This window comes from Psychrobacillus sp. L3, assembly GCF_042945595.1.
Taxonomy (GTDB): Bacteria; Bacillota; Bacilli; order Bacillales_A; family Planococcaceae; genus Psychrobacillus.
In genome coordinates, this window is sequence record NZ_CP168493.1 from 3,579,488 (window position 1) to 3,605,901 (window position 26,414).

The following is a 26,414-nucleotide window of genomic DNA, read 5'->3' on the forward strand; positions in this document are numbered from 1 at the left end:
TTCATGTCCTTTTCTTTGCTTGTTAATTTTCTGAAACTGATTTTGATTAGTATATGCAACAAAAAGAAAATCGTCAAGGTCTTTGTTTGCTTATTTTCTTCCTATTCGCTTTGCCAATTGTTGTAAAGGATCCCAAACCCCGTTGTATGGTGGTGCATAGGCAAGATCTAAATCTAATAAATCACTTATCGTCATTTGATGGTAAAGTGCCGTAGCTAACACATCAATTCGTTTATCTACTCCATTTCCACCTATGATTTGGCCTCCTAGTAGTGATTGATTTTCTTTTCGATAGAGTAATTTGATGTGCATCGTTTCCTTTCCAGGGAAATAACTCGCAATATCGGTTGCTTGCTGCATATGTGTTTCGTACGGAATGCCAAGCTGCTCCACTTCTTTTTCAGAAAGTCCAGTTTTACCAAGGGATAAATCAAAAAATTGCATAATGGATGTACCAACAATCCCTTTGAATTCTTCTCTTACATCTTCCATCATATTGAGTCCAGCCAAACGACCTTGCTTGTTAGCTGTAGTACCTAGAGGGATGTAATCATCTTTTTGTTTGATTCGATGAAAATGTGTTGCACAATCTCCTGCTGCATAGATGTTTTCCACATTTGTTTCTAACCGAGCATTAACAACGATTGCTCCATTAGGTAGTGTACTAATTCCTGTATCCTTTAAAAATTCTGTCGTCGGTTTTACACCTATTGCTATTAACACTAAATCGGTTTGGTAGCTTCCTTTGTTCGTTATGACCGATTCTACTCTTTTCCCACCAGCAAACGATTTTACTTCTTCATTCAAGATTACTTCTACATGGTGGTCGGCAGCTTCTTTGTGAATAAAAGTTGCCATGTCTTTATCAAAAATGCCCGCTAATTGATCTCCGCGCTGAATAATTCGCACTTTCTTTCCTAGACCTGCAAAGTTCTCCGCCATTTCTAGACCAATATAACCTCCACCGATAATCGTCACCTGATGTGCATTTTCTAAATCAGCTATAATCTCTTCTGTATTAGGTATTGTTTTAATCGTATGAATTCCAGCTAAATTACTTCCATCCCATTTAGGAATAATTGGACTAGCTCCTGTAGCTATAAGTAGTCGATCATAGTTTACTTCAAATGTATCTTTTGTTTGCAAGATGTTTCCCGATACTGTTTTTTTTGCTACATCAATATTGGTTACTTCATATCCCGTCTTTGCGTCAATTCCATACTTACTTCGAAATGTTTCGACGCTTCTTGCAATAACATCCTCAAAAGATGGAACATGCTTTCCAACTACATAAGGTAAACCACATTGTCCATACGAATATATATGTCCTTTTTCGAGTGTAGTAATTTGAGCAGTCGGATCCTTTCGAACAATTTCCATTGCGGCACTCATTCCTGCCGCATCACCACCAATAATTACGTACTGCATAAATCTCCCTCCCTATAAGTTTCTACCTTCCTATTACTATACCCATAATTACTAAAACGAACTTAAAGATTCTTTATGCATACAACTAGTGATAATTCGACTGAAATAACCTTCTCTTAATTGTTATTCATTTGACTATCTAAAAAGGTAAGTTCCTCCTCAATCAATTTAGTATCCAGCCGCTCAAATAATGGCGAAACAAATGATAAAATGTAGCTTTTCTTTTGGATTACTTTCCAACTAAATCTATCAAGATTCAACATTTCCTTTACTGCTGCACTAGAGAATGGAAGAAATGGTTCTAATATTTGGGAGACGTTTGCAATGATGAAAACACAAGTAAAGAGAGTATTATCACATGAATCTTTGTCTTCATTAATTTGTTTCCATGGCTGCTCCGCATCAAAGTATCTATTGGCAGATCTTATAAAATCGAAGACCTGATCTATCGCTTGTTTAAAGTGTCCTGATTCAATTAACCCTCCAACTATGTCATACAGGCTCTCCATCTTTTCTTTTATTTCAATATTTATCACTCCGCTCGAAATATTCCCACCATATGACTTTTCAATAAATTTCAACGTACGATTGATGAAATTCCCATATGCTCCGAGTAACTCTGAATTATGACTTAAAATAAATTCCCTCCAAGAAAAATCCGCATCCCGGTTTTCCGGTGCATTCGTCGTTAAAAAGTATCGGATAGAGTCTGATTGATATTTTTCTAAAATGTATGGCACCCAAACTGCCCAATTTTTACTCGTAGAAAGTTTCTTTTTCTCCAATGTTAAATACTCATTAGAGACAATATGTGTAGGTAAGGAATGATTGTTAATTCCTAATAATATCGCAGGCCAAATGATTGTATGGAATGGAATATTGTCTTTTCCATGCACATAGTAAGAAGTCGTATTTTCGCTCCAAAATGCTTCGTCATTCGTCCCCTGAAGAGATGCCCATTCCTTACTTGCAGAATAATAACCTGAAACTGCTTCAATCCAAACATAGACCTTTTTATCCTCATAACCTATCACAGGTATACCGACACCATTAGGCAAATCTCTAGATGCTGCTCGGTCAATGAGTCCTTCATGAAGATATCTCTCAGACAAATTCAGTGCATTTTCTCTCCAGTGATGTTTCGTTTTTGCTGTATAATAATACGATTCGAGTTCCTTTTGAAATTGACTTAAGGCGAAATAAAAATGCTCTGTTTTTTTCACTATTGGTGCATTTCCACATATTTTGCATTTTGGATCAAGTAAATCTAATGGATCTAGAATAGTTGAACAATTATCACATTGATCTCCTCTTGAAGGATGTAAGCAATTCGGGCAAATACCCTCCACGAATCGATCCGGAAGAAATTGATTGTCATGCTCACAATACGTTTGATCAATTTCCTTTTTATAAATATGACCGTTTTCGAGCAAGGTCAAAAATATATTTTGGACAATCCGATGATGAAATACTCCATCTGTCCGTGTGTATAAATCATAGGTGAATCCTAGCTTTGTAAAACATTCTTGAAATTCCTTATGATAACGATTTGCGATTTCTCTTGTTGTGGTACCTTCTTGGTTTGCTCGAATGGATATAGGTGTTCCATTGCAATCACTTCCAGAAACGTATAACACATTTTCTCCTTTTAAACGATAATAGCGGGCCAATATATCCCCTGGTAATAAAGCTGCAATATGCCCTAAATGCAACGATCCATTGGCATATGGCCAAGCTCCTCCAATAAAAATACTCATTTTGCCATCTCCTTTTTAAATTTAAAATTAAATACAAAAAACCCCGTCCTAAAAAAGGACGAGGTTAAACTCGCGGTACCACCTAAATTTATAAACAACTCTCGTTGCTTACCTTAGTGAGTATCAAAAATTAATACTCCGGCTATTATAACAAGTGCCGATTCTTGTCGTAGCTTACTAGTATGAATACGTTCAGTACGAAGCTCAGAGACCATTTTCAAATAAGTGTTTTTTACTTCTTTTCAGCAAACGAAGCTCTCTTTTAAAAAAACAACATCATTTTACTTTTCTCTTCATGGCATTTCAGATATTTGATTTATAAGAATATACCAAAAATATACGCACAAGTAAACAGGTTAATCTCTGCCTAAAAGTAATAATTTCACTAAAAACAAAACCGGATGAAGAAACTCACTCTTCATCCGGTTTAATTATTTTTTTAAAGCAAAAGATAACCCTTTTTCTGCAAGAGCGATATGAAGCCGGTTCATTCCGTTTTTTCCTATACCATGAAGCTCCATAACTTCTGCTTCTGTAAACTCCGATAATTGTTCAAAGTTCTCAATACCTATTGCTGCAAGTGCACGTTGCCCTGGACTAGCAAGTATTCCTTTAAAATCATTCTTAGTCGTCATTACGCACTCCCCTCAATTTGAAAGTTAGCCCATAATATTATATCCAGAATCCACGTAAACGATTTCTCCTGTTACACCTCTAGATAAATTACTTAGCAGTGCAACCGTCATATCTCCTACTTCTTCAGCTGTAACATTGCGTTTTAAAGGAGATGTTTCTTCAATTTTATGCAAAATAGTGTTAAAAGAAGAGATTCCTTTTGCCGCTAGAGTACGAACAGCTCCAGCAGAAATAGCATTCACACGAATATTATTTTTCCCTAGGTCTAATGCCAAGTATTTAACAGATGCCTCTAGTGATGCTTTTGCTATTCCCATTACGTTATATCCTTCCAACACGCGCTCTGCTCCTAAATACGACATCGTAACAATAGCGCCGCCTTCAGTCATGAAAGGCGCAGCTTCTCGAGCTGCAGCAATAAGTGAGTAAGCACTCGTATCTTGCGCAAACGCATAGCCTTCTCTAGAAGTATTAATAAAATCGTTCTTTAAATCTTCCGCATTCGCAAAGGCAACTGAGTGAACCACTCCGTGAATCACACCTACTTCTTTCCCAATTGTTTCAAATGCAGATTTGATACTATCATCACTATTAACGTCACATTCAACTACTAGTTTTGCTTCCAAATTATTATCAGTTAAAGCTTTTTCAATTTTACTTAAAGAACGTTCTTTACGGTAAGTAAAAATGACATTTGCTCCCACTTCAAACAGTGATTTAGCTACTCCCCATGCAAGACTACGTTCATTTGCAACACCCATTACGACTATATTCTTATCTTTTAATTGAATTAAATCTTTCATATGAACCTCCCATTTATTATCGCAATATACTATACCTATTATTAGTACCAGTTACTAATTTTATTTTATCATAATTCCTTCCTTTTGTACTATCCTCCCTCCTATTTTGGTTTTAATTCTTTTTACTACAGGATTATCGTGGCAACTAATAGATAGGAGCTGTAATAAATGGGCTACAAAATGGATTTTAATTCACCCAAGAACTTCGTCTGGATTTTTTATTGACAAATGAAAGCTCCTACAATATTCTAGGTAGTGATTAGAGAAAACGTTTTCGTAAAACGTTTTCCTAACTAAAGGAATAGGTGATACAGATATGGGAAGATTAACAATTAAGGATATTGCAAGAGAAGCAGGTGTTTCAATAACTACTGTTTCCAGGGTATTAAATAATAAAGCAGAAGGGATGTCAAAAGAAACACGTGAAAAAGTTTTGCAGGTAATGGAAGAGTTAAATTACCAACCCAATAAGTTAGCACGTGGTCTAGTGACAAAGCGTTCCAATATGCTTGGTTTAATCGTCCCAAATATCTCCAACCCTTTTTTCCCAGAGCTTTGTAGAGGGGCTGAAGATGAGGCAAATCAAAGAGACTATAGCCTCATCATTTGTAATTCAGATGATCAATCCCAAAAAGAAGAAAACTATTTACGATTGTTGCAAGAACAACAAGTAGATGGGGTTTTACTTTCAAGTAAGAATCGACTATCTCAGACTAGCAAAGATAAATTAGAGAGTGGAAAGATAGCTTATGTATTATTTGATCGTGGGGAGGAAGCAAGTAACCACTCCGGTGTTTTTTTAGACAACGAAAAAGGAGGTTATATTGCTGGAAAGCATTTGACTGACTTAGGCCACACAAAAATTGCATGTATGACGGGACCTTCAGAGATTCTGAATGCACAACAACGTCTTTCTGGATTTCAACGTGCTTTAACAGAAGCTACTATAGAACTTCCTAAATCGTTTATCTTAGTTGGTGACTTTAAAATGGAAGTAGCGTATCTAGTTGCAAAGAAATTTCTACAGAAAAACTCCGTGTCCGCAATATTTGCCAGCAATGACTTAATGGCATGTGGAATTTATCAGGCTGCTCATGAGCTAGGAATCCAAATTCCTGAACAACTGTCCATCGTCGGATTTGATGATATTCCTTTAGTAACTGCTTTAATCCCAAAACTAACTACCGTTAGACAAGGTACATATGAAATGGGAAGAAAAGCAATAGAACTACTCATAAATGAAATTGAAAACAATTCATCTGAGGGAGTAGTTTTCGACCCCGCTTTAATCGTTAGAGAAAGTACGAAAAAAATAAAATGAGGTGTAATGAAATGACCATCCCTATAATTATTGATTGTGATCCTGGTATTGATGACGTTATGGCACTAACCCTTGCTTTTGCAAATCCGGAATTAGATATTAAGTTAATCACAACAGAACCAGGAAACCAAACGCAAGAAAAAACGATTTACAATGCACTTGCCTTTACAAGTTATATGAAAAAAAATATTGAAGTTGCGAGAGGTTTAGATAAACCATTTTTCCGCAAACTTGAAATTGCAGATGAAGTACATGGTGAAAATGGACTTGGTGATGTCCAATTTCCTGAACCTACACTCCAGTTAAGTAATCGCACTGCAGTTGAAGCGATGAAAGAAACACTACTATTAAGTGATGAGCAAATAATTCTTATTGCAACTGGCCCACTTACAAACGTAGGCGCACTTCTATTAGCGCATCCAGAAGTAAAATCGAAAATTAAATACATTTCTTATATGGGCGGCGCCGCTGTTGGTGGAAATATGTCACCAACTGCAGAGTTTAATGTATACGTCGATCCACATGCAGCAGATATTGTCTTTCGTTCAGGAGTTCCCATTGTAATGAGTGGACTTGATGTCACTCATAAAGCTTACGTCACAATAGAAGAATTAGATGAAATTGCAGCAATAGGAACTGAATTTGCACTCAAGGTTGCTACAATGCTTCGTTTTTACATCCATACAGCAAAGCAAACAGCTTTCCATACACCTAATTTTGAAGGTCAGATTCGTTTACATGATTTATGCGCAGTATCTTACGTATTAACTCCTGAGCTATTTGACGGGGATGACTGCTATGTGGCAGTGGAACTAGAAGGAAGACTTACAGCTGGAACAACGGTTGTAGATTATTCTCAACGAACTGGGCTTCCTCATAATGTGAAAGTATTGCATACGGTTGACAGAGAGAAGTTCCTCGAGCAATTTCTGAACGCCGTTAAAGTAATGAGCCAACAAATCGGATAAAAAGTATGTTAAACCTGTTGCGATAGCTCAAACGGAAAGGAGCGAAATGATTCATGAATATAGCCGTCGTAGGGAGCATCAATATGGATCTTGTATATCGGGTTCCCCATATTGTGAAAGCAGGGGAAACATTACACAGCACCAAACATGAGATGTTTTTCGGAGGTAAAGGAGCCAATCAGGCAGTAACCGCTGGGCAATTAGGGGCAGATGTCAACTTTATTGGGAATGTCGGAGTAGATGTTTTCGGTGAACAAGCCTTGCAAAACCTACAAGCTAGAGGAGTTAATACTTCCTCTATAAAGAAGGTTGGATTAACTGGACAAGCGATAATTCAACTAGCGGATTCAGGGGAAAATTCGATAGTACTTTTTGCTGGAGCAAATTTCCTTGTGACAACCGAACAGATCCAAGCAGAAAGAAGCAAAATAGAAGCTAGTAATGCCCTACTTTTACAATTGGAGATTCCGATGCCAACTGTAGAACTTGCAGCTAGTATTGCAGCACAAAAGGGTATACCAATTATATTAAATCCAGCTCCTGCACAAGAACTTAGCAATTCCTTATTAAGTAAAGTGAGCATATTAACGCCAAACGAAACAGAATTAGAAGTATTAACTGGTCTAAAAACCGAAACCGATGCAGAGCTTTACCAAGCATGCTCCTTATTACTTCAAAAAGGAGTCGGAGCAGTAGTAGTTACTTTAGGTGAAAAAGGGTCATATTATTTGGATAGTCATGAACATGGCCGCATACAAGCAAACCAAGTTAATGTGAAAGATACAACTGGTGCTGGGGATGCATTTAACGGTGCGTTAGCTGTAGGCTTATGTAAAGGACACTCCCTGAAAGAGAGTATCCTATATGCATGCGAAGTTGCTGCATTTGCTGTTACACAAATAGGAGCACAACCTACCTTGCCTCTTCATTTTAAATAAATATAGATGGAATCCTGTAGCAATCCTCTATATTGCTACGGGATTCCACTTCTACTAAAGCGCTTATCGTTTTTTTAAACCCAAATAAAAAAGCCGACTACTGTATAAAGAGTCGGCCTTTCTGTATTTATTTTTCTTTATCTTCTGTTTTAAATTCCTCTGTTACATCATCCACAATATCCTTTGTTGACTTTTTGAATTCTCTTAACGTTTCTCCAACAGCTTTGCCTAGTTGAGGTAGTTTGGCTGGTCCGAAGACTATTAGAGCGATAACTAGAATAATAATTAAACCTGGTACTCCGATGTTTGGCATGGTGTTTCCTCCCTATTACTGTTTTATTAGGATCAAATGGCGAACGCGCATTAGTTGAGTGATAACATTTAATATAGTTCTTGTTTCATTTACACATTATACTCTTTCATTGCAGTTTGTAAACAAATGTGATAATTAACAGGAGAAATTTACAAAGAAATATGTACAAGTGATAAAATACCCTAACTTTTAAGCTCATTTTCTATCTAATACTTCTTCAATTGAGTTGGCTACTCGAATGGTATTTAAATGATGCTTTTTTAAATAGCAAAGCGAACCAGCACCACCAATATAAAAGTTAACCTCGTCATTTTCTGCGGCAAACTGGTCCAGTTTTGTTAATAAATTTGGGTTTGTTTCAAAAGGAAGTGTGGTAGAAGCAGATAATAAGACAATTTTTGGCTTAAGCTTTTTTACCAAAGCTTCAATAGAGCCAGGTGCAGGAGATGCCCCTATTAGTATCCCTTTCCAACCTCTCATCATGAATTGTAGCAATAAAATATGCATAGGTACTTCATGATATTCACTTGGGAGACAAGCTCCTATTATTAATGGGGCATCTTCTCTGTATTGATAGTTTCGACGAATTTGCACCAAAAAGTCTCGCACTACTTGACTACAAACAGATTCTTGGTATTCGTCCCACTCTCCTTTTTCCCATCGTTTACCAACCTCTTTCAGAAAAGGTATCACTACTGCTGTCAAAAAATTATCTAGTCCAAAATGATGATATCCTTGCTGCAATATGATATTTAATCCTATTTCATCGCAGTAGGAGCCTTTTTCAAGCAATCGGAATACATAATCATTAAACTCTCCATACGGTTCTGAAGAAATTGCTTTAAATTGTTCCTCAAATGTTTCTTTTTCATCTTTCGCGAGAACAACTGCTTGTTTAATCGAGTAACCTTGTTCTGATAAAGTTTTAACCCTTAAAAGGATATTTACATCCTTTTCACTATAAGTTCTATAACCATTTGCTAACCGATCAGGTTGAGCAAGTTCATATCTTTCCTCCCATTTACGAATGACTTGTTTAGACAATCCTGTGACATCTGCCACCTGCTGTATATTATAGTGACCGCCTGGGCGTGACTGTATCATTTTCTACTTCCTCTCAATCATTATTACTTATTGAGCAATAGGTACTTTCATAAAAGGCTTCCCCTTAAGTACAACGTTCATTCACTGAACATTGTACAACAGTTTGACTATAAAGCATATCTTTGGTAAGAATAAAATATCTCAATCTGGAAGGTGTCGTACGCCATGAAACTAAAAAAAGGATTACTAAATGCCTCTCTTGATGGTATCATTTCAGGTATTTTGTTAACTATTTTCTTTAAGTCTGTAGAATATTTAACAACATATAAAGTATACACCCTCCTCTTAAATGTGGACTATATTCCTTTTCTTAATCAATATAAACTTACGGAAATTGTAGAAGTTATTTTACATCTCATCGTCTCAGTTGCTCTAAGTATGTGCCTTTACATCTTAGTACATTACATGAAAATGACTTCCCAAAGGAAAATTATTCTTATATATATATTTGTTTGCTTCATCTTTGGGATACTAATATTTCCAACAACTGCTTTATCTACGCGTACTCCATCTATCACCAGTATTCCATCCCTGACATATTGGCTAGCAGGTCATTTATTATACGGATACACATTAGGATTTTCCATAACCAGAAGATTAATAGCCCTGTTTTCATCTAACCAAAAATGAATATTTTTTGTATCTTCTTTATTATTATAATTATACAAACGTTTGACAAAAAACTTAAAATTATTAATAATAAACTTAGAAGCATACATTTTCATCTAGACCATTTTTTAGATTGGAGAAGGGCATATGGTATTATCTTTCAAATGGCTAAATAACCGAAAAGAAGTGTCACAATCGGACTAGAAAGCTCCATCGAAACGCAAGCGCGATTCAACAAAATCCTTCAGTCCATCGAATAAAATAATTCACATATTCATCAAGTAGAAACAGATGTGACGGAATTAGTGAAAGTTATAAAGCCATTGGAAGTGACACGAAAAAAGTGGCGATTACTGCGGATAGGTTTTATCTAAGGCGACTCAACTATAAATAACTTAAGGAAGTGACCAAATGTTTTTAGCTTGGAACGAAATTAATAAAAATAAATTACGTTTTACTTTAATCATAGGTGTTTTAATGCTCGTCTCCTATCTCGTGTTTTTCTTATCTGGGCTTGCAACTGGACTCGCTAGTCTAAATAGAGAATCAGTAGATAAATGGGATGCAACAGCAATTGTCTTAACAGAACAATCCGATAAGAGTTTACCGCAATCATCCATTACAACAGAAGAACTCAACCATATCGAAGGAAAAGAAACCGCTGTCCTTGGCCAATTAAATTCCATAGCAACAAATGGGGATTCAAAACAAAATATATCCCTCTTCGGTATTCATCACGATGAATTTATCATGCCGAAAGTAACAGAAGGCGAAGTATTTTCAAGTGAAAATGAAGTTATTGCAAGTGATTCATTGAAAGATGAAGGTTTCAAAATTGGAGATACACTTAAATTATCTTCTTCAGATGAAATCCTAAAAATCGTCGGTTTTACGGATAGCGCAAGGTTCAATGCAGCGCCTGTTCTTTATAGTGAACTATCTACTTTCCAAAAAGTAAGATTTGGCGACGCTGCTGATGAAAGTAAAGACAAAATTAACGGGATTGTCGTACGTGGCGATGATATGTCCTCCATTTCTACTTCCAATAGTGACTTAGAAGTCATCGAAATTGAGATGTTCATTGAAAACTTACCTGGATATACAGAGCAAGCATTAACGTTGAACTTTATGATTTACTTCTTATTTGCTATCTCTTCTGTCATCGTAGCTATTTTCCTATATGTATTAACAGTACAAAAAATAAGCATGTTCGGCGTCATGAAAGCACAAGGCATTTCGAGTGAATACTTATCAAGATCTGTCATTGCTCAAACATTCATTCTAGCAGTGATTGGTGTAGTTGTCGGATTTATATTAACCCTTATTTCAGGAGCGTTTTTACCAAGTGCAGTACCGGTTGCTTTTGATATTCCAACGATGATTATTTATGGCGTTGTTCTTATTGTTGTTGCTATTCTTGGAGCAGTATTCTCCGTATTAACGATTGTCAAAATTGATCCGCTTAAAGCGATTGGAGGGTAAATCATGGCTATTTTAGTATTAAAAAAGGTGAAGAAATCATTCGGAACTGGCCATAAACAAGTAGATGCACTGAAAGAAACAGACTTCATCGCCGAAAAAGGAGAACTTATTGCTGTCATTGGTCCCTCTGGATCTGGTAAAAGTACTTTTTTAACTATTGCAGGAGGTTTACAAAACCCTTCTAGTGGAGAAATTATCATTAATAAACAAAACCTATCCGAATTAAATGAAAAGAAGCGCTCTAAGATTCGATTAAAAGAAATCGGTTTTATTTTGCAAGCTTCTAATTTGGTTCCATTTTTAACAGTGGAAAAACATATGAAGTTATTAGACAATGTCAAAAAAGATAATATGACTAAAAAAGAATTAGAAAAGTTATATGAAGACTTAGGCATAAGCGATTTACGCAAAAAATATCCTGCTGATCTATCGGGTGGGGAGCGTCAACGCGTAGCCATTGCAAAAGCCTTGTATAGCAAGCCTTCCATTATCCTTGCAGATGAACCGACTGCCTCTTTAGACTCTGATCGTGCATATGAAGTGATGGAACTACTGAAAAAAGAAACGAAAAATAATAATACAACTACTATTGTTGTGACGCATGATATACGCTTAATTGATTATTGCGACAAAGTGTATAAAATGACCGATGGTGTCCTAAGATTAGAAGACAATGCGAAAACGAAAGAGATGGAGTCTTCTTAATATGAAAAAAACTATCGTCTGGTTTAGAAAAGACCTCCGTTTACATGACCATCCTGCATTATGGGAAGCAATACAACAAGGGATTGTCATCCCTGTCTTTATTTGGTCGAAGGAAGAAGAACTAGAATATCAAGCGAGTGATGCCTCCTTATGGTGGCTCCATCTCTCGCTACTTTCTTTTAGGCAACGACTTCCTCTTATAATTCGAGAAGGAAATACTTTAGAAATACTCCAAAACTTAATCCATGAGACCCAGGCAGATGCTCTTTTTTTTAATGAACGATATGAGCCCTCTATAGTGAGAAGGGATCAAGAGATTGTAACTCAGTTAAAACTCCAAAATATTGATGTCCGTACCTTCAACGGACATCTACTTTATTCTCCAAAGGATATGCTCAATCAAAAACAAGAACCCTATAAAGTATTTACATCTTTTTGGAAAAAAAGTATGCAAGTAACTGCCCATCGCCCAGCACCCACTCCCCATGCTTTCGAGATTTACAGGGAACCTTTAGAAAGTCTAGACGTAGAAGAACTCACTCTGGTTACATCTTTGCCTTGGAATAAAAAATTGAACTCATATTGGGAGCCAGGAGAACTAAGTGCTATAAAAACATGGGAGCAATTTCTAAGCGGAGATATATCTATTTACGACCAGATGAGAGATTTTCCTTTTAAAATAGCTACTTCTACTCTTTCTCCCTACCTAGCATGGGGAGATATTAGTGTTCGTTCTATTTTTTATGCAGTAATGAATAATGATAGTCCGGCTATTCACACTTTTACTAAACAACTAATATGGCGTGAATTTGCTTATCACCAACTCATACATTTCCCTTCTTTTGCAACTAGACCTCTCCGTTTTAATTTTGAACGGTTTCCTTGGCAGAATGATGCAGAATCTTTCGAACGGTGGACAAAAGGACGTACAGGATATCCTCTTGTAGATGCCGGGATGCGTGAACTTTGGGAAACAGGTTATATGCATAATCGTGTTCGTATGGTAACTGCTTCTTTTCTGGTAAAACATTTGCTAGTTGATTGGAGAAAAGGGTATGAGTGGTTTCAACACACACTCGTGGATTTTGATGTAGCTAATAACGCAATGGGATGGCAGTGGATCGCAGGCACCGGAATTGATTCGTCCCCCTACTTCCGTATATTCAATCCAATCACTCAAAGTGAAAAGTTTGACTCAAGTGGAGCGTATATTCGACAGTGGGTTCCAGAACTATCTAATCTTCCTGCTCCTTATATTCATCGACCATGGGAAGCACCAGACTTCATGCTAGAGGAATTGGGTATACGGATGGGAATAAATTATCCACTGCCTATAGTTGAACATTCTCTTGCTAGACTTCGCGCATTAGATGCATACAATACGATCAAAGGAACGAAATAAGTAAAATGCAAGCCTCCTTTAAGCGCATCTGGTCTTTACCTTTTCCAAAGTGCTTTGGACTAAAGATTAGCTACACTATTACCGGAAGAATTTGGCTCGTGAAGTGACTGCATCACTTCACGAGCCTTTTTCGGTAATCTTGTGGCGGGTGTTTGTCCGTCGCCCTCTTGGAAAAGGTAAAGACTTGACACATTTGTCTTGGATAATGAGGGATAAGATGCTTTCTTAATCTTTTAAAAGCGGACGAAAATACAAAACTCTATAGAAGAAAACTTTCCAATGTCCCTGTGTTAGACTCAATTGTCCACCAAATTGTGGCTGACACAGGGACACTGGTAATTCTTAGCTTTATACTTTATTCACAAAATAGTCGAATTATACGATATATTGCATTCATATTTTTCACAATATTGATGCAACTTGTGATAGAATAAATGATAAATTTATTTTTACTTGCGAGGAGTGCTTTTAATTGATTATCGAACCATCTAGAAAAATGTCTATATTTGAACCTGCTATTTTCGGTGATTTAAAAGCAGCAGCCGCAGCTAAAAAAGCAGCAGGTTTTGAACTATATGATTTAAGTTTAGGCAGCCCCGATCTGCCACCCGATGAAAGAGCTAGAAAGGTTTTATCGGAACAAAGTTACTCAGCTTCTACATATGGCTACACTTTAAGTGGCACAAAACGTTTTGGCGAGGCAGTAGCCGATTATTATAAACGACGAACTAATGTTATCATTGACCCCCAATCGGAGATTATACAAACGATGGGATCTCAAGAAGGACTTGTTCATCTTCCATTCGCCTTTTGTGATGAAGGCGATTATGTGTTAACGACTAATCCCGGTTATGTTGCATATGATGCAGGCATCAAACTAGCTGGAGCAATTCCATTCTATATGAATCTATTAGAAGAAAATAATTTTTTACCTGATTTAAATGCAATCCCGGATGAAGTAGCTTATAAAGCAAAGCTAATGATATTGAACTTACCGGGAAACCCAGTTCCAGCAATGCCAGATGCAACTTTTTTTGAAAAGGTCGTTGCATTTGCAAATAAATATAATGTCATTATTCTACATGACGCTGCTTATTCCGAATTCTACTTTACTGGTGATTCTCCAAGTAGCTTCCTAGCTACACCAGGAGCAATGGAGGTTGGAATGGAGATCAATTCATTATCTAAAAGTTTTAGTCTTGCAGGTACTCGAATAGCGTATATCGTAGGAAATGCGGAAATGATTAGTATAATGAAACAGCTTAAATCGAATCTAGATTTCGGCATTTTCGGACCTATCCAAGAAGCTGGAATTACTGCTTTAAATAATGCGGAAGAAATTACAGATCGTTTACGAAACATTTTTAAGGAGCGTCATAAGGTATTATCTGAAGGCTTAGTAGATTTAGGATGGACTGTAACACCTTCAAAAGGTGGAATGTTCGTATGGGCAAAATATCCGTATAATATGAAAGATAAAGATTTTGTTTTTGAAGTAATCGATCAAACAGGTGTTGTCATGGTGCCAGGAACCGTTTTTGGTTCAGCAGGAGCTGGCTTCGTTCGAGTAGCTCTCGTACAAGACGTGGAAATACTGAAAAAAGCTATTGAGCAGTTGAAAAAGCTAAAAATTGAAGTTCCATCGCTTATCTGATTCAGAAGATTAAAAACATAATACCAAGGAAAAAGATCAATGAAAGCTGCGCGTTTATAGCGACTGGCTTTCACTTGATCTTTTCTCTTCTCCCTGAGGATGCACGAGAGCGAATCTCTCCCATCGCCTACTTTTCCATCTAAAATACATAATGATTGCGCGCGTCCATTCGTCAGCCGCGATTGCTAGCCAGATACCTGGAAGTCCTAAATCTAATACGAAAACTAATACGTAGCCTAATGGTAAACTCATCATAACCATCGACAAAGCGCCTATTGCTACTGGAAAACTTGCATCTCCTGCAGCACGTAATGAGTTAATAATAACAATATTCATGGTCCTGCCCGTTTCAAGAAGTATACTTAGGACTAATACAGATGAACCAATCTTTATTATTTGTTCATTATTGGTAAATAAACTCATTAAACCGACTCGGAATATCATTACGATTACAACCATCACGAAGGTGAAAAGAAGTGCCCATTTCAAACTTGCCCAAACGGATTTATATGCTTCCTCTTTCTCATCAGCCCCTACAAATCTACCAACGATGATTGCCGTCCCCATACCTATCGCAATGGCAAACAAATAAGTAAACATCGATATATTTACAGCATATTGTCTAGCCGCTAGTGATTCTGCTCCTAAATAAGTTACATAATACAAGAACACAATTTGACAACCCTGATATAAAATTTGTTCAAATGCAGATGGCAATCCAATTTTTAAAATCTTACGAATGTACTCTTTTGAAATTGTGAAATAGTAATGCACTTTCACACGATATTCCATTACTTGATATAACAACCAGAAGAAAATAAGCAATGCAACAAATCGACTAACTACGGATGATATCGCTGCTCCTTGTACCCCTAACTCTGGAAAACCAAACTTTCCAAATATCAATACATAGTTTCCAAAAACATGAATTATATTCATTCCTAACGAAACAAACATCGTCTGCTTTGTATAGCCATGTACACGAATAATAGCAGCCAAAGCATTAATGACTGCTTGTAGAAAAATGGCTCCTCCTACAATCGACAAGTACTTGTATGCATACACCAATACATCTCCCTGTAAATTCATCGCGGTCATTAGGCTTTTGGAAAATAATATAAAGCTAATACTTAATACAATTCCAACGCCTAAATTTAATGTCACAGCTAACCCAGAAATTTTAGACGCTTCTATGTATCGCTTTGACCCTAAATACTGAGAAACGACAATTGCAGCTCCATTTCCAACTACTTCCAATATTAGTATAGCTATATGAATGTACTGATTTGCTGCTCCGACTCCCGATACCGCATTATCCGACAATGCACTGAGCATAAATGTATCAGCTATTCCCATTAACATAAACAAAAAGACTTCTAAAAAGATTGGCCAGGTCAAATGAAACAAACTTAGCTTATCTCCTAAATCCTTCTTTTTACTAATTGTCATCTATATTCCCTCTTTGCCAATTGGTTTTCAATAAGATGAATCTTACCATATTTACATGCATTAAAAAACAGCGTGAACAAACTCGTTCACACTGCATAATCTTTTTTATTAGTGGCTCTTTAGTCAATACCTACATGCTTATGGATATATTCTTTCAGCGAGTCGTTTGAAAAAACCATCTCATTAATTTGAAGACTATCTTTTACATAAGCTAATTTATTTCTTTCCGTCGCATCTGAGTTGATAAGCAAAGTGTTATCTATATAAAGTATTGCTTCATTTGTAGTTTTTTCTTTTCCATCTTCCTGCGAATTAACCAATCCCTCCTTCTTCAGTTCTTCCACTATTTTTGTGTAATTATCCTGTAGACCGTTTTTCAAAGCATCCTCTAATTCCTGCATGGATGCTGCTGTTTCCTCTAAAAAGTTATAAGTATAATAGGCAAGTAATGCTTGTTCTTTTAAGGTCAATGTTCCCAATAGTGATCCTCCTCGTTATTTCCTTTACATTCATTGTTCCTTTTCTTGCGTACACTTAAACCTAGAATTTTTTAAAGATAAAAATAGCTCGAATCTACTTTAGATTCGAGCCATAAAACTATTTATCCAACACAAGAATTTCTATTTTATAAGGAGCTTTCTAATTAAAAAATCGAAAAAATAATAGAACATGGAACAGATTATTCCACATACTAAAATTGTCCTCCCATACATAAAGAAGTCTGTATCCCAAAAAGGATAAAGAAAAAGAAAAGGGATCCCAATGAAACCGATTCCGAAAGCACCATGTAAAGAAAATGTTACAATTTCTTTCTTTTTTTCTCTCCTATTAGCAACCCGCTCCGCCCAGATGGAAGTAAATATTCCATAAGTAAAAATGATCGGAACAGATACGATACTTACACCTAAACCTACCTGGAAATAGGAATCATAAGGCTGCATGAAAACGAGTGGTAACACAAAAAAGGAAGCTATTGAAGTGAGCAAAGCTGCTAATAACTTTCTATCCCCCATCGTCTTTCTCCTTCCATTAATCGGAAACTACCAATTTCGTATTCGGTTTTACCAGAGTGTAAATAATACCTCCAAAAATAAGCAGGATACCGATTGATTGTAAAATAGAAGGACGGAAATCTAATATAATTGTATCGAGTAATATTGCAACTACGGGATCCACAAAAACTAGAGCTGATATGACAATCGTTGATAGTTTGCGAAGACTATCAAAAAATAAATAATATACAAACCCGGTATGTATCAATCCAGTTCCTAATATGTAAAGCCAATTCGATGTACTTAATCCATTAAACACATCAAAGTTCATAAATGGAAATAACATCAAAATACCAATTGTCGTCTGCACAAATGTCATAGCATATGCACTAAGCCCAGTAATGCCTTTCCCAAGCAGCATTGTCATGGCATAGCACAAAGCTGATAGAATTGCCCATACAAAACCCGAACCAAAGAAATCCGTGAGAGAAGTGAAGTTCTGAACACCGATAATAAGTATACTTCCGAGAAAGCACACTACAATTGCAAACAATGATTTCATCGTCATCTTATCTTTTAAAATTAAGCTTCCTAATATCAATACAAATATAGGAGCTAAGTTATAAATAGAAATGGCAACGGTAATCGACATCTCTTCAAAAGCTTTAAATAAAAACACCCAATTTAACACTAAAAAGATTCCGCATACCATTGTTTGTATAACATCACGCTTACACCAAGCTTCCACTTTATGTTGACCTGAGACAAACCAACATAAGCCTAAAAAAAGAGTAGCGCAAATACAGCGAACAAAAACTAATTCTGCCGCAGGAATACCTGTCTTCCCTGTAAAAAAACCGATAGAACCGAAAATAGCCATTGATAAAGTCATTTTCAGCATTGCTGCTCCATTCATACTAGTAAACCCCTTTTCTTCACAAAAAATTCTGAACACTTAAGCTTAACCTTATCACTCTAGTCAATATATTTACAATAGGAGAACTTCATCCCCCAACAAACAAGGCGCATTGACTAATCGCAATAAAAAATGCAACGTTTTGAATCGGAGAATCTTCTTCTATTTCTAACTGAACTGAAAATCCCTCGTTTAATTCCGCTTTCCAACGAGCTATTTCTTTGTCGTTATACGTAAATCTGGACCAGCCTTCCATTTCCTTCTGCAATTTAATTTGTAAGCTACCATCTGTAATCATAAGATCTGGAATGAGTTCTTTCCATTTATCGTAGGCAACAATGTATGTATGTTGTTGCACAAGATCATTTGCTTCATAATAGACTCTACCTTTTTTTGAAACTTTCTTACATGTGAAAATGAGCTCTTTATTTATGTTATATACGTTATAGCGTAAAAAATAGCGATAATCCATTAGCTTGTCGACAAATTTTTTTAATTTATTGGAGTAATATCTTTCGAATTCAACTGAAACTACCCCTTCATGATTATAAACAGAGATCATGGGTGTTATGTCTATTGAATTAGGTTGGTTATACGTATATGTGTGCACTTTCAATTCTCCTTTATTACTCTAAGATTTTTCCAATAAGCATATTTGTAACACTAATTCCCTTAATATTTTTTCTACTAAGACTTAATATAATTCAAGCCTACACTCATATAAAGTAATTATTAAGACCTAAATTTAATCAAATTTTCTGACTATTATTAACGAAAATTGTCGAATTTTTCCGGAAAGTACTTGTTAGTTTTTGTAAGTTTGCTTATACTAAAATAGGTCAAACAATCTATAATTATGTCTCTAAAACAGGAATCAATTACCATCATTAGTTCGTCGCTCTAGTCTAATGGTTACATGTTCAAATGTCAGGTATTTGTATCTTAAATTAAATCGTGTTTTTATACTTCCATTATACAGAAAGTATGAAAAACCTAAAAATCTAAAAACATTGGGGTGTTTTCTTTGAAATGGACAATTAACAAAAAGCTACTTGGGGGTTTTTCAGCAGTTCTATTATTATTAATCATAACAATTGGTATTAGTTACACACAAATTACAGAAGTAGACAATTCGTATAGTGACTTATTAAGTGATAAAGCGATGAAATCGATTGCTATTAAGGATTTACAAGTAGCCGTGAAGCAAGAAGTACTTGCCATGCGGGGGTATTTAATAATAGGCGATGAAGAATCCTTGACCGGTTTTTCTAATGCAATTACCGATTACAACAATAAATATGAATTACTTCTACCAAAGGTTAAATATCCAGAAGCGATTAAAATGTTAAAAATAATTAACCAGATCGAGAATGAAAATACAAAGTTTTCTGAAAAGGTTATTGAACTAAAAAAACAAAATAAAGAGGATGAATATGAAGCCCTTTTGTCAACACAAGGAAAAGACATTGTAAAAAGACTCGATGTAGAAGTGGCTAAACTATCAGATTTTCAGAACAACTTGTTAGTTGATGGAAGTACTAACAATACCAAAATGGTAAAAAAAACCACAACATTAACTTTAATCTTTGGCATAATTGCGATTTTAGTAGGAATAGCCATTGCTCTATTTATGGGACGTCTTATTTCTAATCCTATTGTTTCCTTAGCTAATTCGGCTAAAAAAATTGCGGAAGGAGATCTTTCTGTTGATGTAGTATCCGTGAAAAACAAAGATGAAATTGGTGATCTAGTCGGTTCGTTTACCGACATGGCTAAAAACCTTAGAACCCTAATAGAACAAGTTAGCATGAACTCTGTTCACGTAGCCTCGGCAGCTGAAGAATTAACAGCAAGTGCGGAACAAACAACTCAGGCAACAGATCAGATTGCACTAGCTATTCAAGATATTGCAAGTGGTTCAGATACACAAGTTCAAGGTGCAAATGAATGCTCGACTGCCATGCAGGAAATGACTATCGGAATTCAGCAAGTAGCCGAAACTTCCTCTTCTGTTTCAGAGTCAGCTATCGAAACAAGTAAAGAAGCTCAATTGGGTAATGAGTCGCTCAAAAAAGTGATACATCAAATGAATGCCATTAATACCTCTGTAGAAGACTCTGCTTCTGTGATAAGAAAGTTAGGAGAATTATCGAAGGAAATTGGGAGTATTATAGGAGTCATTACAGGAATTGCTGATCAAACAAATTTATTGGCTCTTAATGCCGCGATTGAAGCTGCTCGAGCTGGTGAACACGGACAAGGATTCGCGGTTGTTGCGGATGAAGTGAGAAAGCTTGCAGAACAGTCTAGAGAATCATCTAACCAAATAGCTGATTTGATTAACCAAATTCAAGAGGACACAAACCAAGCTGTAAACGTGATGGAAGTTGGTACCAAAGAAGTTGCTACTGGGATGAAAATAGTTAAGGAGACTGGAGAAGGATTTGAAAAAATTCTAAAATCAATTGAGCAAGTTACTGCTCAAATCCAAGAAGTTTCTGCCATATCTGAAGAAATGTCTGCAAGTGCTGAAGAAGTGAATGCTTCTATTGAAGAAATGGCTCATATTGCGGAACATTCTGCTTCTACTACCCAAAATGTGGCCTCTGCATCAGAAGAACAGTTAGCCTCTATGGAGGAGATCACCTCTTCTGCATCGTCCTTATCTAACATGGCAGAGGATTTACAAGCTCTAGTTAGTAAGTTTAAAATTTAAATATTAAGAAAACGCAAGTGCCTTATAAGGGCATCTTGTTTTCTCCAATTCCCGAGTGCTTTGAACTAAACATCGGGTACACTATTACCGGAGAAATTTGGGTAGTGAAGTGACTGCGTCACTTTACTACCCTTTTTCGGTAATCTTGTGGCCTATGTTTGTCCGCCGCCCTCTTGAATTGTGTAGAGACATGGTGCATAAGGTTTGGATAATTAAAGATAAGATCCTGTCCTACTCTTTTAAAAGCGGACTAAAATACAATTTCGTCCGCTCAGCACTTCTTTATCAGTCGTTACTTATTATTTTCTCTCTAGTTCCACCGATTAGAATGAGATGCCTGTTGCATCATATAGATTTTGTACGATAAAAGTAATAAGGACTGAGGCAGTAGGTTGAATTTAATCTAAGACGCTACCAATCATTTGAGATACCCTAAACTACAACACAATCTCGTGAATACTGGGTTTCTAGCATACTAAATTTATATACTCTCTACTTTTTTTAAGAAAAACCTATAAATGTGAATATAAAAAACCGTACAAAAAGACAGAGGGCACTGAAAAACTCTATGTAATTCGACTTTGCGAGATGGGGTCTCCCAATAAGTATGAAAATCGTTGAAACGGCTCCCTTTCCATGGACGTTGCTTCAGTCTCCTCGCGCAACTAGAGGGGCCTTCAGCTAACGCTATTCCCGTAGGAGTGTCGCCTTTTTCAACGATTTTCTAGAAATATAAAAGTAAAATGATTTAATGATTAATTTTCTATTTTTTACAGAACTTTGAGAAAGTCCGTATTTTATAGAAACTAATTGCTGAATCTCTACTTTCTATATGGATTTAGCGCTGCGGCGTGAGACTCCTGCGGGATAAGCGAGACAGACGAGACCTTGCACGTAGCGTAGCGTAGCGTAGGAGGATGCTCGTCGCTCGCCCCGCGGAAAGCAAATGCCAGAACGCTTAATCCGACTAGTAAATTTTTTCTACGACGAGCTTGCGTAGATGAAACTATTTATTAGCAAATTTATTAGAATTACACTTTTTCACTATCCTCAAAATTCTAAAAGAGAGTTTTTCTTTGATAGTTTAAAATATCTTCTATAGATCTTTCGAATGAAATAAGGGGCGACCATCCAGCCTCTAAAAGCTTTTTAGGTGTAGTAACCTCTATTTTTTCATGAATATTCTTCAAAGTTTGGATGTTAACGTCTACCATTGATAAGTTTTGTAATGCAACTGTTATCTCTTTTAGGTATCTTGGCTGACCAGATGTAATATCATAAATCACTCCCGATTTTCCAATATTGAATAGTTTTTCATATGCGCGTACAGCATCTCTCACGTCAATGAAGTCTCTTTGAACAAATAAGTTATTTACTGTGAGTATTCTCTCTGTACCATGCAATTCCATCTCGGCAACTTTCTTTGCAAGAATGGAGCATACTCCTGTAGAATCTCCAGGTCCTATTAAATTGGATGGTCTTGCAATAATTATATTCATTCCATAAAGAGATTCCCATGATTGTGCTACTAAAACTTGAATTGTTTTACTTAAACTATAAGGATGCTGGAACGAAGAAGACATACTTAAATCTAATTGAAGAGCCGAACCGACAAGTATTATTTTACAAGGTAAGCTTTCTTGTCTTATTGAGTCGATTATATAAGCCGTGGACATTACATTTGCTTCGAGTGAAGTAATTGGGTCATTCCAAGAATCTTGTACATTGTTTTGGCCAGCAAGATGAAGCATTTGGTCCGGTATAACCTTCCTTATCAAGTTCTTGACTTGATGTTTGTCGGTTAAATCACATTGTTCCAAATGAATTCGTTCGTCCAAAATGTTTGATTGTGATACTCTCGATACAGCAATAACGTCATATCCTGCCTTTTTGAAATATTGGCAAGCATGTAAACCTGTGAAACCATTGGCACCTGTTATCATTATTCTTGGTTTTCTTTTCATCTAGTTATCCACTCGATTTCTAAACATGGACTAATCATAGATTTTCCCCTCGTTTATCTCTCTGATTCTATCTGAAAAGCATAAGTCTCCTTTAATCCATCCTCAATGTTGTAAATGGGTTTCCACTTTAGATGAAGTTGTGCTTTTTTATTGCAAAGGCAGCTGTGTTTAATATCTCCTTCTCTGGAAGCTGTGAAATCCCTCACTACTTTAGTTCCATGAATGTCAGTTACGAAGGATAGTATTTCATTAATAGATGTTTTTTGCGAAGTGCTAATTTGTATAGTTTCTTGATTACCATAAGTTAATGCAGCAAGATTAGCTGAAACAATATCCTTTACGTAAATGAAATCTCTTGTTTGTTTTCCATCCCCATGAACATTGATACTTCCACCCTTTTTAATACGATCAAAAAAGACAGCCACAACACCTCCCTCGCCTTTTGCCATTTGCCTTGGTCCGTATACGTTTGCATACCGCAAAATAGTATAAGGTTGTCGATAAAGCTCATAAAAAAGCCTTATGTATGACTCTGCAGTCAACTTTGACAACCCATAATAGGAAGCTGGAATCGTTACCTCATCTTCTGAAAGAAGTTCTCTGTTTAGATTGCCATATACGGCAGAAGTACTTGCAAAAATGAATTTCTTTACCTTTGCTTTATGACATGCTTCTAACATATTTATAGTGCCAATAATATTTATATCTGCATCATACCTTGGATATAGGACGGATTTCCCTACATCCGCTTGCGCTGCTAAATGGAAGACCGCGTTTGGTCGAACTTCCATAATAATCTTTCTTGCTTCTTCACTACCTATATCCACTACATACATATGAGCCTGCGGATTTACATAATCTATCTGCCCTGAAACTAAATTATCTAGAATATGAACCTCCATTCCTTTTGAAATAAGTGCATCAACAAGGTGAGAACCAATAAAGCCAGCTCCACCTGAAACGATTACTTTCATAACTAATCCCCTTCTCACTTTTCCATACTATATGCAGAACAACAAGCTACTTATGGGACATGTGCCGACAAAAGATTAGTCTTATAAAGAAAGATACAGATACCACTCTACTGTTACAACCTTCTTATTCAAAAATAAAAATTCACTTATTCATATGGAGAGTTATTGTCCTCAGGAGGGTGTAGAAGAATATTAGACTGAGGGTTAGGAAGCATATAAGTATCAGGAAGATTTTTTTTAATTTTCTCCAAAATTCGATTGTCTACAAAAAAATCCGTTGTTCCAAGTGTGTTAGAAAATAAACTGTCATAATACCTACTGTTCATCGGTTTAATAATTTTTTCAAAAAGTGGTGTTGGTAACAAGTAATCCTTCGGTAAATTTATCACTATTTTATCCCAATAATATCTATCTACATACATGTGAGGAGTTGGGAAGTGATTATGAAATAAGTAGTCATAAGAGCTAGCTTTCATAGTTGCCAATAGTTCTAGAGTAGCTAGGTTAGGAAGGATATATCCTTTAGGTAATGAGTGCATTATCTGTTGCCAGACAACTTCATCTATTTTTATTTGTTCCTCTACAAAGTTATCATCTATTGAATGATTCACTTCTTTAGCAGAACTCTGGAATATACGATTCCAGGATTTCCCTCGAATAAATTTACCTTTAGCGGACGAAGAGGAATTCGAATTTTTAATATATTGATTTATCTGAGCCATTTTTTTCAGCCTTCTTCCTGATTGAAATGGCTTCTTCATAAATTTCCAATAAACTATTTACCCCACTATCGATTGACCAATGTTTCATTCCCCATCTTCTCGCTTTGGATCCCAAGCTTCTTCGAAGATATCCGTTTTTTAATAATAAAAGCAAGTTCCTATACAATTTATTTGGATCGTCTGGAGGAGTTAACAAGCCTGTTACTTTATGCTCAACCATTTCAGGAAGTCCACCTACGTCACTAACAATAGTCGCCTTCCCCGCTATTTGCGCTTCTATGAGTGATAAAGGCTGATTATCTAACATCGTCGGAAGTACAAATATATCGGATTTCCCTAACAAGGAGGGTATATCATCACGCTTTCCTAAAAAGTAAACGTAGTCTTCCAAACCAAGCAATTTTCTTCTAGTACGTAGTTTTGTTTCTTCATTACCAGTTCCAACTATCCAACACACCCAATCTTGTCGAAGTTTTTTTAACTTACCAAGCGCTGTAAGAAGGTGGTGAACACCTTTCAGTTCTGTCAACCTTCCCGTATAAATTATGACTTTTTTGTCTTCTGGAGATGAAATAAGTGACTTTACGTTCATTTGCTTAATAAAATTTTCGGTATCGAACCCATAATGGAGTACTTTAACCTGTTCTTTTGACACATTAAACTCATCCGTCAAAATATTTTTCAACCAATTGTTAGCTACAATAGTTATGTCGGAGGAAGTTGCTCCAACTTTTTCTAGTTCATTATAGTAGTCGCTTGCCATGTAAGAGTTTGGAGACTTATGAATAGTCGTTAATTGGTGTCGAATTTCATGTGCTACTGATCCATGCAATGTCGCTACCAGAGGTATATTTCGTGGTCGAATTCTATCAATACAAGCAGTTGAAATTACATCTTGGGTGTGGATTATATCGTATTTATCTAAACCAAAATATGCTGTCCCTAATTCAAAAACGTATCGTTGAAACTCTGTATATTCAACTAAAAGGTTCTCATAAAGTTCTGGATAGTTTTGTTTGTTCAATTTCGCGTGTAATAAAGGTAACAATTTATTTCTCTCTACTTTCTCACCAGTATTTAACATACAAATATTCAGGTTATCTTCATCATAACCAAGTATATCCACTTCATGTCCAAGCATTTCTAATCTCTTATTAAGCTGTTGCATATAACTCCATACCCCCCCTAGATGAGGAATAGGCCAATATGTCGCTAACAATATTTTCACAATATACATCTCCCTATTTAAACCATATTCTATATTCATATTTCAATAGTGGAAAATAGATTAGGTCATTCACCAATATTATAAATATTTTATATCGATATTTTGGTGAAGCATCATTTATAAAATCAGAGAAAGCTATCTACTTATTTTATATAAATTCATGTAACAACTTATATTCTATTAATCTATCTTTTATTTTTCCAAAGTAGGATTACAGCCCTATTTTTATTGCATTGACAGCATTAACTATTAGACAAGGTAATTGGAGAAGTATTGTTCATTTATATATAGAAGTCTTCCCCGTTTAACTTGTGAAAAGGAATAAAAGGGGGT

Annotated in this window: 24 protein-coding genes and 2 other annotated features (1 of these 26 cut by a window edge); of the genes, 9 read left to right on the forward strand and 15 right to left on the reverse strand. The window is 36.1% G+C overall.

The window, feature by feature from the left end:
* Positions 1-25 (reverse strand) — a binding site (T-box leader); it reaches 203 nt to the left of the window's first position.
* A gap of 65 nt (positions 26-90) precedes the next feature.
* The 4 genes from ACEPXD_RS17905 to fabI all read right to left on the reverse strand — a co-directional run bounded on the left by ACEPXD_RS17905 (position 91) and on the right by fabI (position 4,624).
* Complete coding sequence (locus ACEPXD_RS17905) at positions 91-1,428, reverse strand: FAD-dependent oxidoreductase (protein WP_391118137.1); 1,338 nt, start codon at positions 1,426-1,428, stop codon at positions 91-93.
* Positions 1,429-1,544: 116 nt separating this feature from the next.
* On the reverse strand, positions 1,545-3,185 hold the full coding sequence (gene metG / locus ACEPXD_RS17910; protein ID WP_391118139.1) for a methionine--tRNA ligase: 1,641 nt from the start codon (positions 3,183-3,185) through the stop codon (positions 1,545-1,547).
* A gap of 51 nt (positions 3,186-3,236) precedes the next feature.
* Positions 3,237-3,491 (reverse strand) — a binding site (T-box leader).
* Between the two features lie 125 nt (positions 3,492-3,616).
* On the reverse strand, positions 3,617-3,820 hold the full coding sequence (locus ACEPXD_RS17915) for a DNA-binding protein (RefSeq protein ID WP_391118141.1): 204 nt from the start codon (positions 3,818-3,820) through the stop codon (positions 3,617-3,619).
* 24 nt (positions 3,821-3,844) lie between these two features.
* Positions 3,845-4,624, reverse strand: coding sequence for an enoyl-ACP reductase FabI (fabI, locus tag ACEPXD_RS17920; protein ID WP_391118143.1), 780 nt, complete (start codon positions 4,622-4,624; stop codon positions 3,845-3,847).
* Positions 4,625-4,940: 316 nt separating this feature from the next.
* Here fabI and ACEPXD_RS17925 point away from each other — a divergent pair, with 316 nt between their 5' ends.
* From ACEPXD_RS17925 to rbsK, 3 genes are read left to right on the forward strand one after another with little or no spacing between them, the layout of a single operon-like run.
* Positions 4,941-5,945: a LacI family DNA-binding transcriptional regulator gene (locus ACEPXD_RS17925; RefSeq protein ID WP_391118145.1), complete on the forward strand. Its 1,005-nt coding sequence runs from the start codon at positions 4,941-4,943 to the stop codon at positions 5,943-5,945.
* Positions 5,946-5,956: 11 nt separating this feature from the next.
* Positions 5,957-6,913, forward strand: coding sequence for a nucleoside hydrolase (locus ACEPXD_RS17930; protein ID WP_391118147.1), 957 nt, complete (start codon positions 5,957-5,959; stop codon positions 6,911-6,913).
* A gap of 53 nt (positions 6,914-6,966) precedes the next feature.
* Complete coding sequence (gene rbsK / locus ACEPXD_RS17935) at positions 6,967-7,851, forward strand: ribokinase (RefSeq protein WP_391118149.1); 885 nt, start codon at positions 6,967-6,969, stop codon at positions 7,849-7,851.
* A 127-nt stretch (positions 7,852-7,978) separates the two neighbouring features.
* On the opposite strand, the gene tatA is transcribed toward rbsK, so the two are convergent.
* Entirely contained in the window at positions 7,979-8,164 is a 186-nt protein-coding gene (gene tatA / locus ACEPXD_RS17940) for a twin-arginine translocase TatA/TatE family subunit (protein ID WP_391118151.1), read from the reverse strand.
* A 195-nt stretch (positions 8,165-8,359) separates the two neighbouring features.
* On the reverse strand, positions 8,360-9,268 hold the full coding sequence (locus ACEPXD_RS17945) for a MerR family transcriptional regulator (protein ID WP_391118153.1): 909 nt from the start codon (positions 9,266-9,268) through the stop codon (positions 8,360-8,362).
* A 165-nt stretch (positions 9,269-9,433) separates the two neighbouring features.
* On the opposite strand from ACEPXD_RS17945, the gene ACEPXD_RS17950 reads away from it, so the two are divergent.
* The 5 genes from ACEPXD_RS17950 to ACEPXD_RS17970 all read left to right on the forward strand — a co-directional run bounded on the left by ACEPXD_RS17950 (position 9,434) and on the right by ACEPXD_RS17970 (position 15,120).
* Positions 9,434-9,898: a hypothetical protein gene (locus ACEPXD_RS17950; protein WP_391118155.1), complete on the forward strand. Its 465-nt coding sequence runs from the start codon at positions 9,434-9,436 to the stop codon at positions 9,896-9,898.
* A 390-nt stretch (positions 9,899-10,288) separates the two neighbouring features.
* Complete coding sequence (locus ACEPXD_RS17955; RefSeq protein ID WP_391118157.1) at positions 10,289-11,359, forward strand: ABC transporter permease; 1,071 nt, start codon at positions 10,289-10,291, stop codon at positions 11,357-11,359.
* 3 nt (positions 11,360-11,362) lie between these two features.
* Positions 11,363-12,064: an ABC transporter ATP-binding protein gene (locus ACEPXD_RS17960; protein WP_391118159.1), complete on the forward strand. Its 702-nt coding sequence runs from the start codon at positions 11,363-11,365 to the stop codon at positions 12,062-12,064.
* A 1-nt stretch (position 12,065) separates the two neighbouring features.
* Positions 12,066-13,466, forward strand: coding sequence for a cryptochrome/photolyase family protein (locus tag ACEPXD_RS17965; protein WP_391118161.1), 1,401 nt, complete (start codon positions 12,066-12,068; stop codon positions 13,464-13,466).
* Between the two features lie 472 nt (positions 13,467-13,938).
* Positions 13,939-15,120, forward strand: coding sequence for an aminotransferase class I/II-fold pyridoxal phosphate-dependent enzyme (locus tag ACEPXD_RS17970; protein ID WP_391118163.1), 1,182 nt, complete (start codon positions 13,939-13,941; stop codon positions 15,118-15,120).
* 54 nt (positions 15,121-15,174) lie between these two features.
* Here the strand turns inward: ACEPXD_RS17970 and ACEPXD_RS17975 are convergent, their stop codons facing one another.
* The 5 genes from ACEPXD_RS17975 to ACEPXD_RS17995 all read right to left on the reverse strand — a co-directional run bounded on the left by ACEPXD_RS17975 (position 15,175) and on the right by ACEPXD_RS17995 (position 19,087).
* Positions 15,175-16,569 carry an MATE family efflux transporter gene (locus tag ACEPXD_RS17975; RefSeq protein WP_391118165.1) on the reverse strand — a complete coding sequence of 465 codons (1,395 nt, stop codon included), beginning with the start codon at positions 16,567-16,569 and terminating at the stop codon, positions 15,175-15,177.
* Positions 16,570-16,688: 119 nt separating this feature from the next.
* Complete coding sequence (locus ACEPXD_RS17980; protein ID WP_391118167.1) at positions 16,689-17,048, reverse strand: hypothetical protein; 360 nt, start codon at positions 17,046-17,048, stop codon at positions 16,689-16,691.
* 141 nt (positions 17,049-17,189) lie between these two features.
* Positions 17,190-17,582, reverse strand: coding sequence for a hypothetical protein (locus ACEPXD_RS17985; protein WP_391118169.1), 393 nt, complete (start codon positions 17,580-17,582; stop codon positions 17,190-17,192).
* A gap of 16 nt (positions 17,583-17,598) precedes the next feature.
* Complete coding sequence (locus ACEPXD_RS17990; protein ID WP_391118171.1) at positions 17,599-18,477, reverse strand: DMT family transporter; 879 nt, start codon at positions 18,475-18,477, stop codon at positions 17,599-17,601.
* A gap of 88 nt (positions 18,478-18,565) precedes the next feature.
* Positions 18,566-19,087, reverse strand: a complete 522-nt coding sequence (locus ACEPXD_RS17995; protein WP_391118173.1) for a hypothetical protein — start codon at positions 19,085-19,087, stop codon at positions 18,566-18,568.
* Positions 19,088-19,492: 405 nt separating this feature from the next.
* Here ACEPXD_RS17995 and ACEPXD_RS18000 point away from each other — a divergent pair, with 405 nt between their 5' ends.
* Complete coding sequence (locus tag ACEPXD_RS18000) at positions 19,493-21,193, forward strand: methyl-accepting chemotaxis protein (protein WP_391118175.1); 1,701 nt, start codon at positions 19,493-19,495, stop codon at positions 21,191-21,193.
* A 1,058-nt stretch (positions 21,194-22,251) separates the two neighbouring features.
* On the opposite strand, the gene ACEPXD_RS18005 is transcribed toward ACEPXD_RS18000, so the two are convergent.
* From ACEPXD_RS18005 to ACEPXD_RS18020, 4 genes are all read right to left on the reverse strand, one after another.
* Positions 22,252-23,157 carry an NAD-dependent epimerase/dehydratase family protein gene (locus tag ACEPXD_RS18005; protein ID WP_391118177.1) on the reverse strand — a complete coding sequence of 302 codons (906 nt, stop codon included), beginning with the start codon at positions 23,155-23,157 and terminating at the stop codon, positions 22,252-22,254.
* A gap of 53 nt (positions 23,158-23,210) precedes the next feature.
* Entirely contained in the window at positions 23,211-24,131 is a 921-nt protein-coding gene (locus ACEPXD_RS18010) for an NAD-dependent epimerase/dehydratase family protein (protein WP_391118178.1), read from the reverse strand.
* Between the two features lie 146 nt (positions 24,132-24,277).
* Positions 24,278-24,853: a hypothetical protein gene (locus tag ACEPXD_RS18015; protein WP_391118180.1), complete on the reverse strand. Its 576-nt coding sequence runs from the start codon at positions 24,851-24,853 to the stop codon at positions 24,278-24,280.
* Entirely contained in the window at positions 24,828-26,090 is a 1,263-nt protein-coding gene (locus ACEPXD_RS18020) for a glycosyltransferase family 4 protein (protein WP_391123356.1), read from the reverse strand. The genes ACEPXD_RS18015 and ACEPXD_RS18020 overlap by 26 nt, the downstream gene beginning before the upstream one ends.
* Between the last annotated feature and the right edge of the window lie 324 nt (positions 26,091-26,414).

Coding starts and splice junctions, on each gene's coding strand:
- ACEPXD_RS17905 (WP_391118137.1), bottom strand. CDS start 1,428: ATGCAGTACGTAATTATTGGTGGTGATGCGGCAGGAATGAGTGCCGCA.
- metG (WP_391118139.1), bottom strand. CDS start 3,185: ATGAGTATTTTTATTGGAGGAGCTTGGCCATATGCCAATGGATCGTTG.
- ACEPXD_RS17915 (WP_391118141.1), bottom strand. CDS start 3,820: ATGACGACTAAGAATGATTTTAAAGGAATACTTGCTAGTCCAGGGCAA.
- fabI (WP_391118143.1), bottom strand. CDS start 4,624: ATGAAAGATTTAATTCAATTAAAAGATAAGAATATAGTCGTAATGGGT.
- ACEPXD_RS17925 (WP_391118145.1), top strand. CDS start 4,941: ATGGGAAGATTAACAATTAAGGATATTGCAAGAGAAGCAGGTGTTTCA.
- ACEPXD_RS17930 (WP_391118147.1), top strand. CDS start 5,957: ATGACCATCCCTATAATTATTGATTGTGATCCTGGTATTGATGACGTT.
- rbsK (WP_391118149.1), top strand. CDS start 6,967: ATGAATATAGCCGTCGTAGGGAGCATCAATATGGATCTTGTATATCGG.
- tatA (WP_391118151.1), bottom strand. CDS start 8,164: ATGCCAAACATCGGAGTACCAGGTTTAATTATTATTCTAGTTATCGCT.
- ACEPXD_RS17945 (WP_391118153.1), bottom strand. CDS start 9,268: ATGATACAGTCACGCCCAGGCGGTCACTATAATATACAGCAGGTGGCA.
- ACEPXD_RS17950 (WP_391118155.1), top strand. CDS start 9,434: ATGAAACTAAAAAAAGGATTACTAAATGCCTCTCTTGATGGTATCATT.
- ACEPXD_RS17955 (WP_391118157.1), top strand. CDS start 10,289: ATGTTTTTAGCTTGGAACGAAATTAATAAAAATAAATTACGTTTTACT.
- ACEPXD_RS17960 (WP_391118159.1), top strand. CDS start 11,363: ATGGCTATTTTAGTATTAAAAAAGGTGAAGAAATCATTCGGAACTGGC.
- ACEPXD_RS17965 (WP_391118161.1), top strand. CDS start 12,066: ATGAAAAAAACTATCGTCTGGTTTAGAAAAGACCTCCGTTTACATGAC.
- ACEPXD_RS17975 (WP_391118165.1), bottom strand. CDS start 16,569: ATGACAATTAGTAAAAAGAAGGATTTAGGAGATAAGCTAAGTTTGTTT.
- ACEPXD_RS17985 (WP_391118169.1), bottom strand. CDS start 17,582: ATGGGGGATAGAAAGTTATTAGCAGCTTTGCTCACTTCAATAGCTTCC.
- ACEPXD_RS17990 (WP_391118171.1), bottom strand. CDS start 18,477: ATGAATGGAGCAGCAATGCTGAAAATGACTTTATCAATGGCTATTTTC.
- ACEPXD_RS18005 (WP_391118177.1), bottom strand. CDS start 23,157: ATGAAAAGAAAACCAAGAATAATGATAACAGGTGCCAATGGTTTCACA.
- ACEPXD_RS18010 (WP_391118178.1), bottom strand. CDS start 24,131: ATGAAAGTAATCGTTTCAGGTGGAGCTGGCTTTATTGGTTCTCACCTT.
- ACEPXD_RS18015 (WP_391118180.1), bottom strand. CDS start 24,853: ATGGCTCAGATAAATCAATATATTAAAAATTCGAATTCCTCTTCGTCC.
- ACEPXD_RS18020 (WP_391123356.1), bottom strand. CDS start 26,090: ATGTATATTGTGAAAATATTGTTAGCGACATATTGGCCTATTCCTCAT.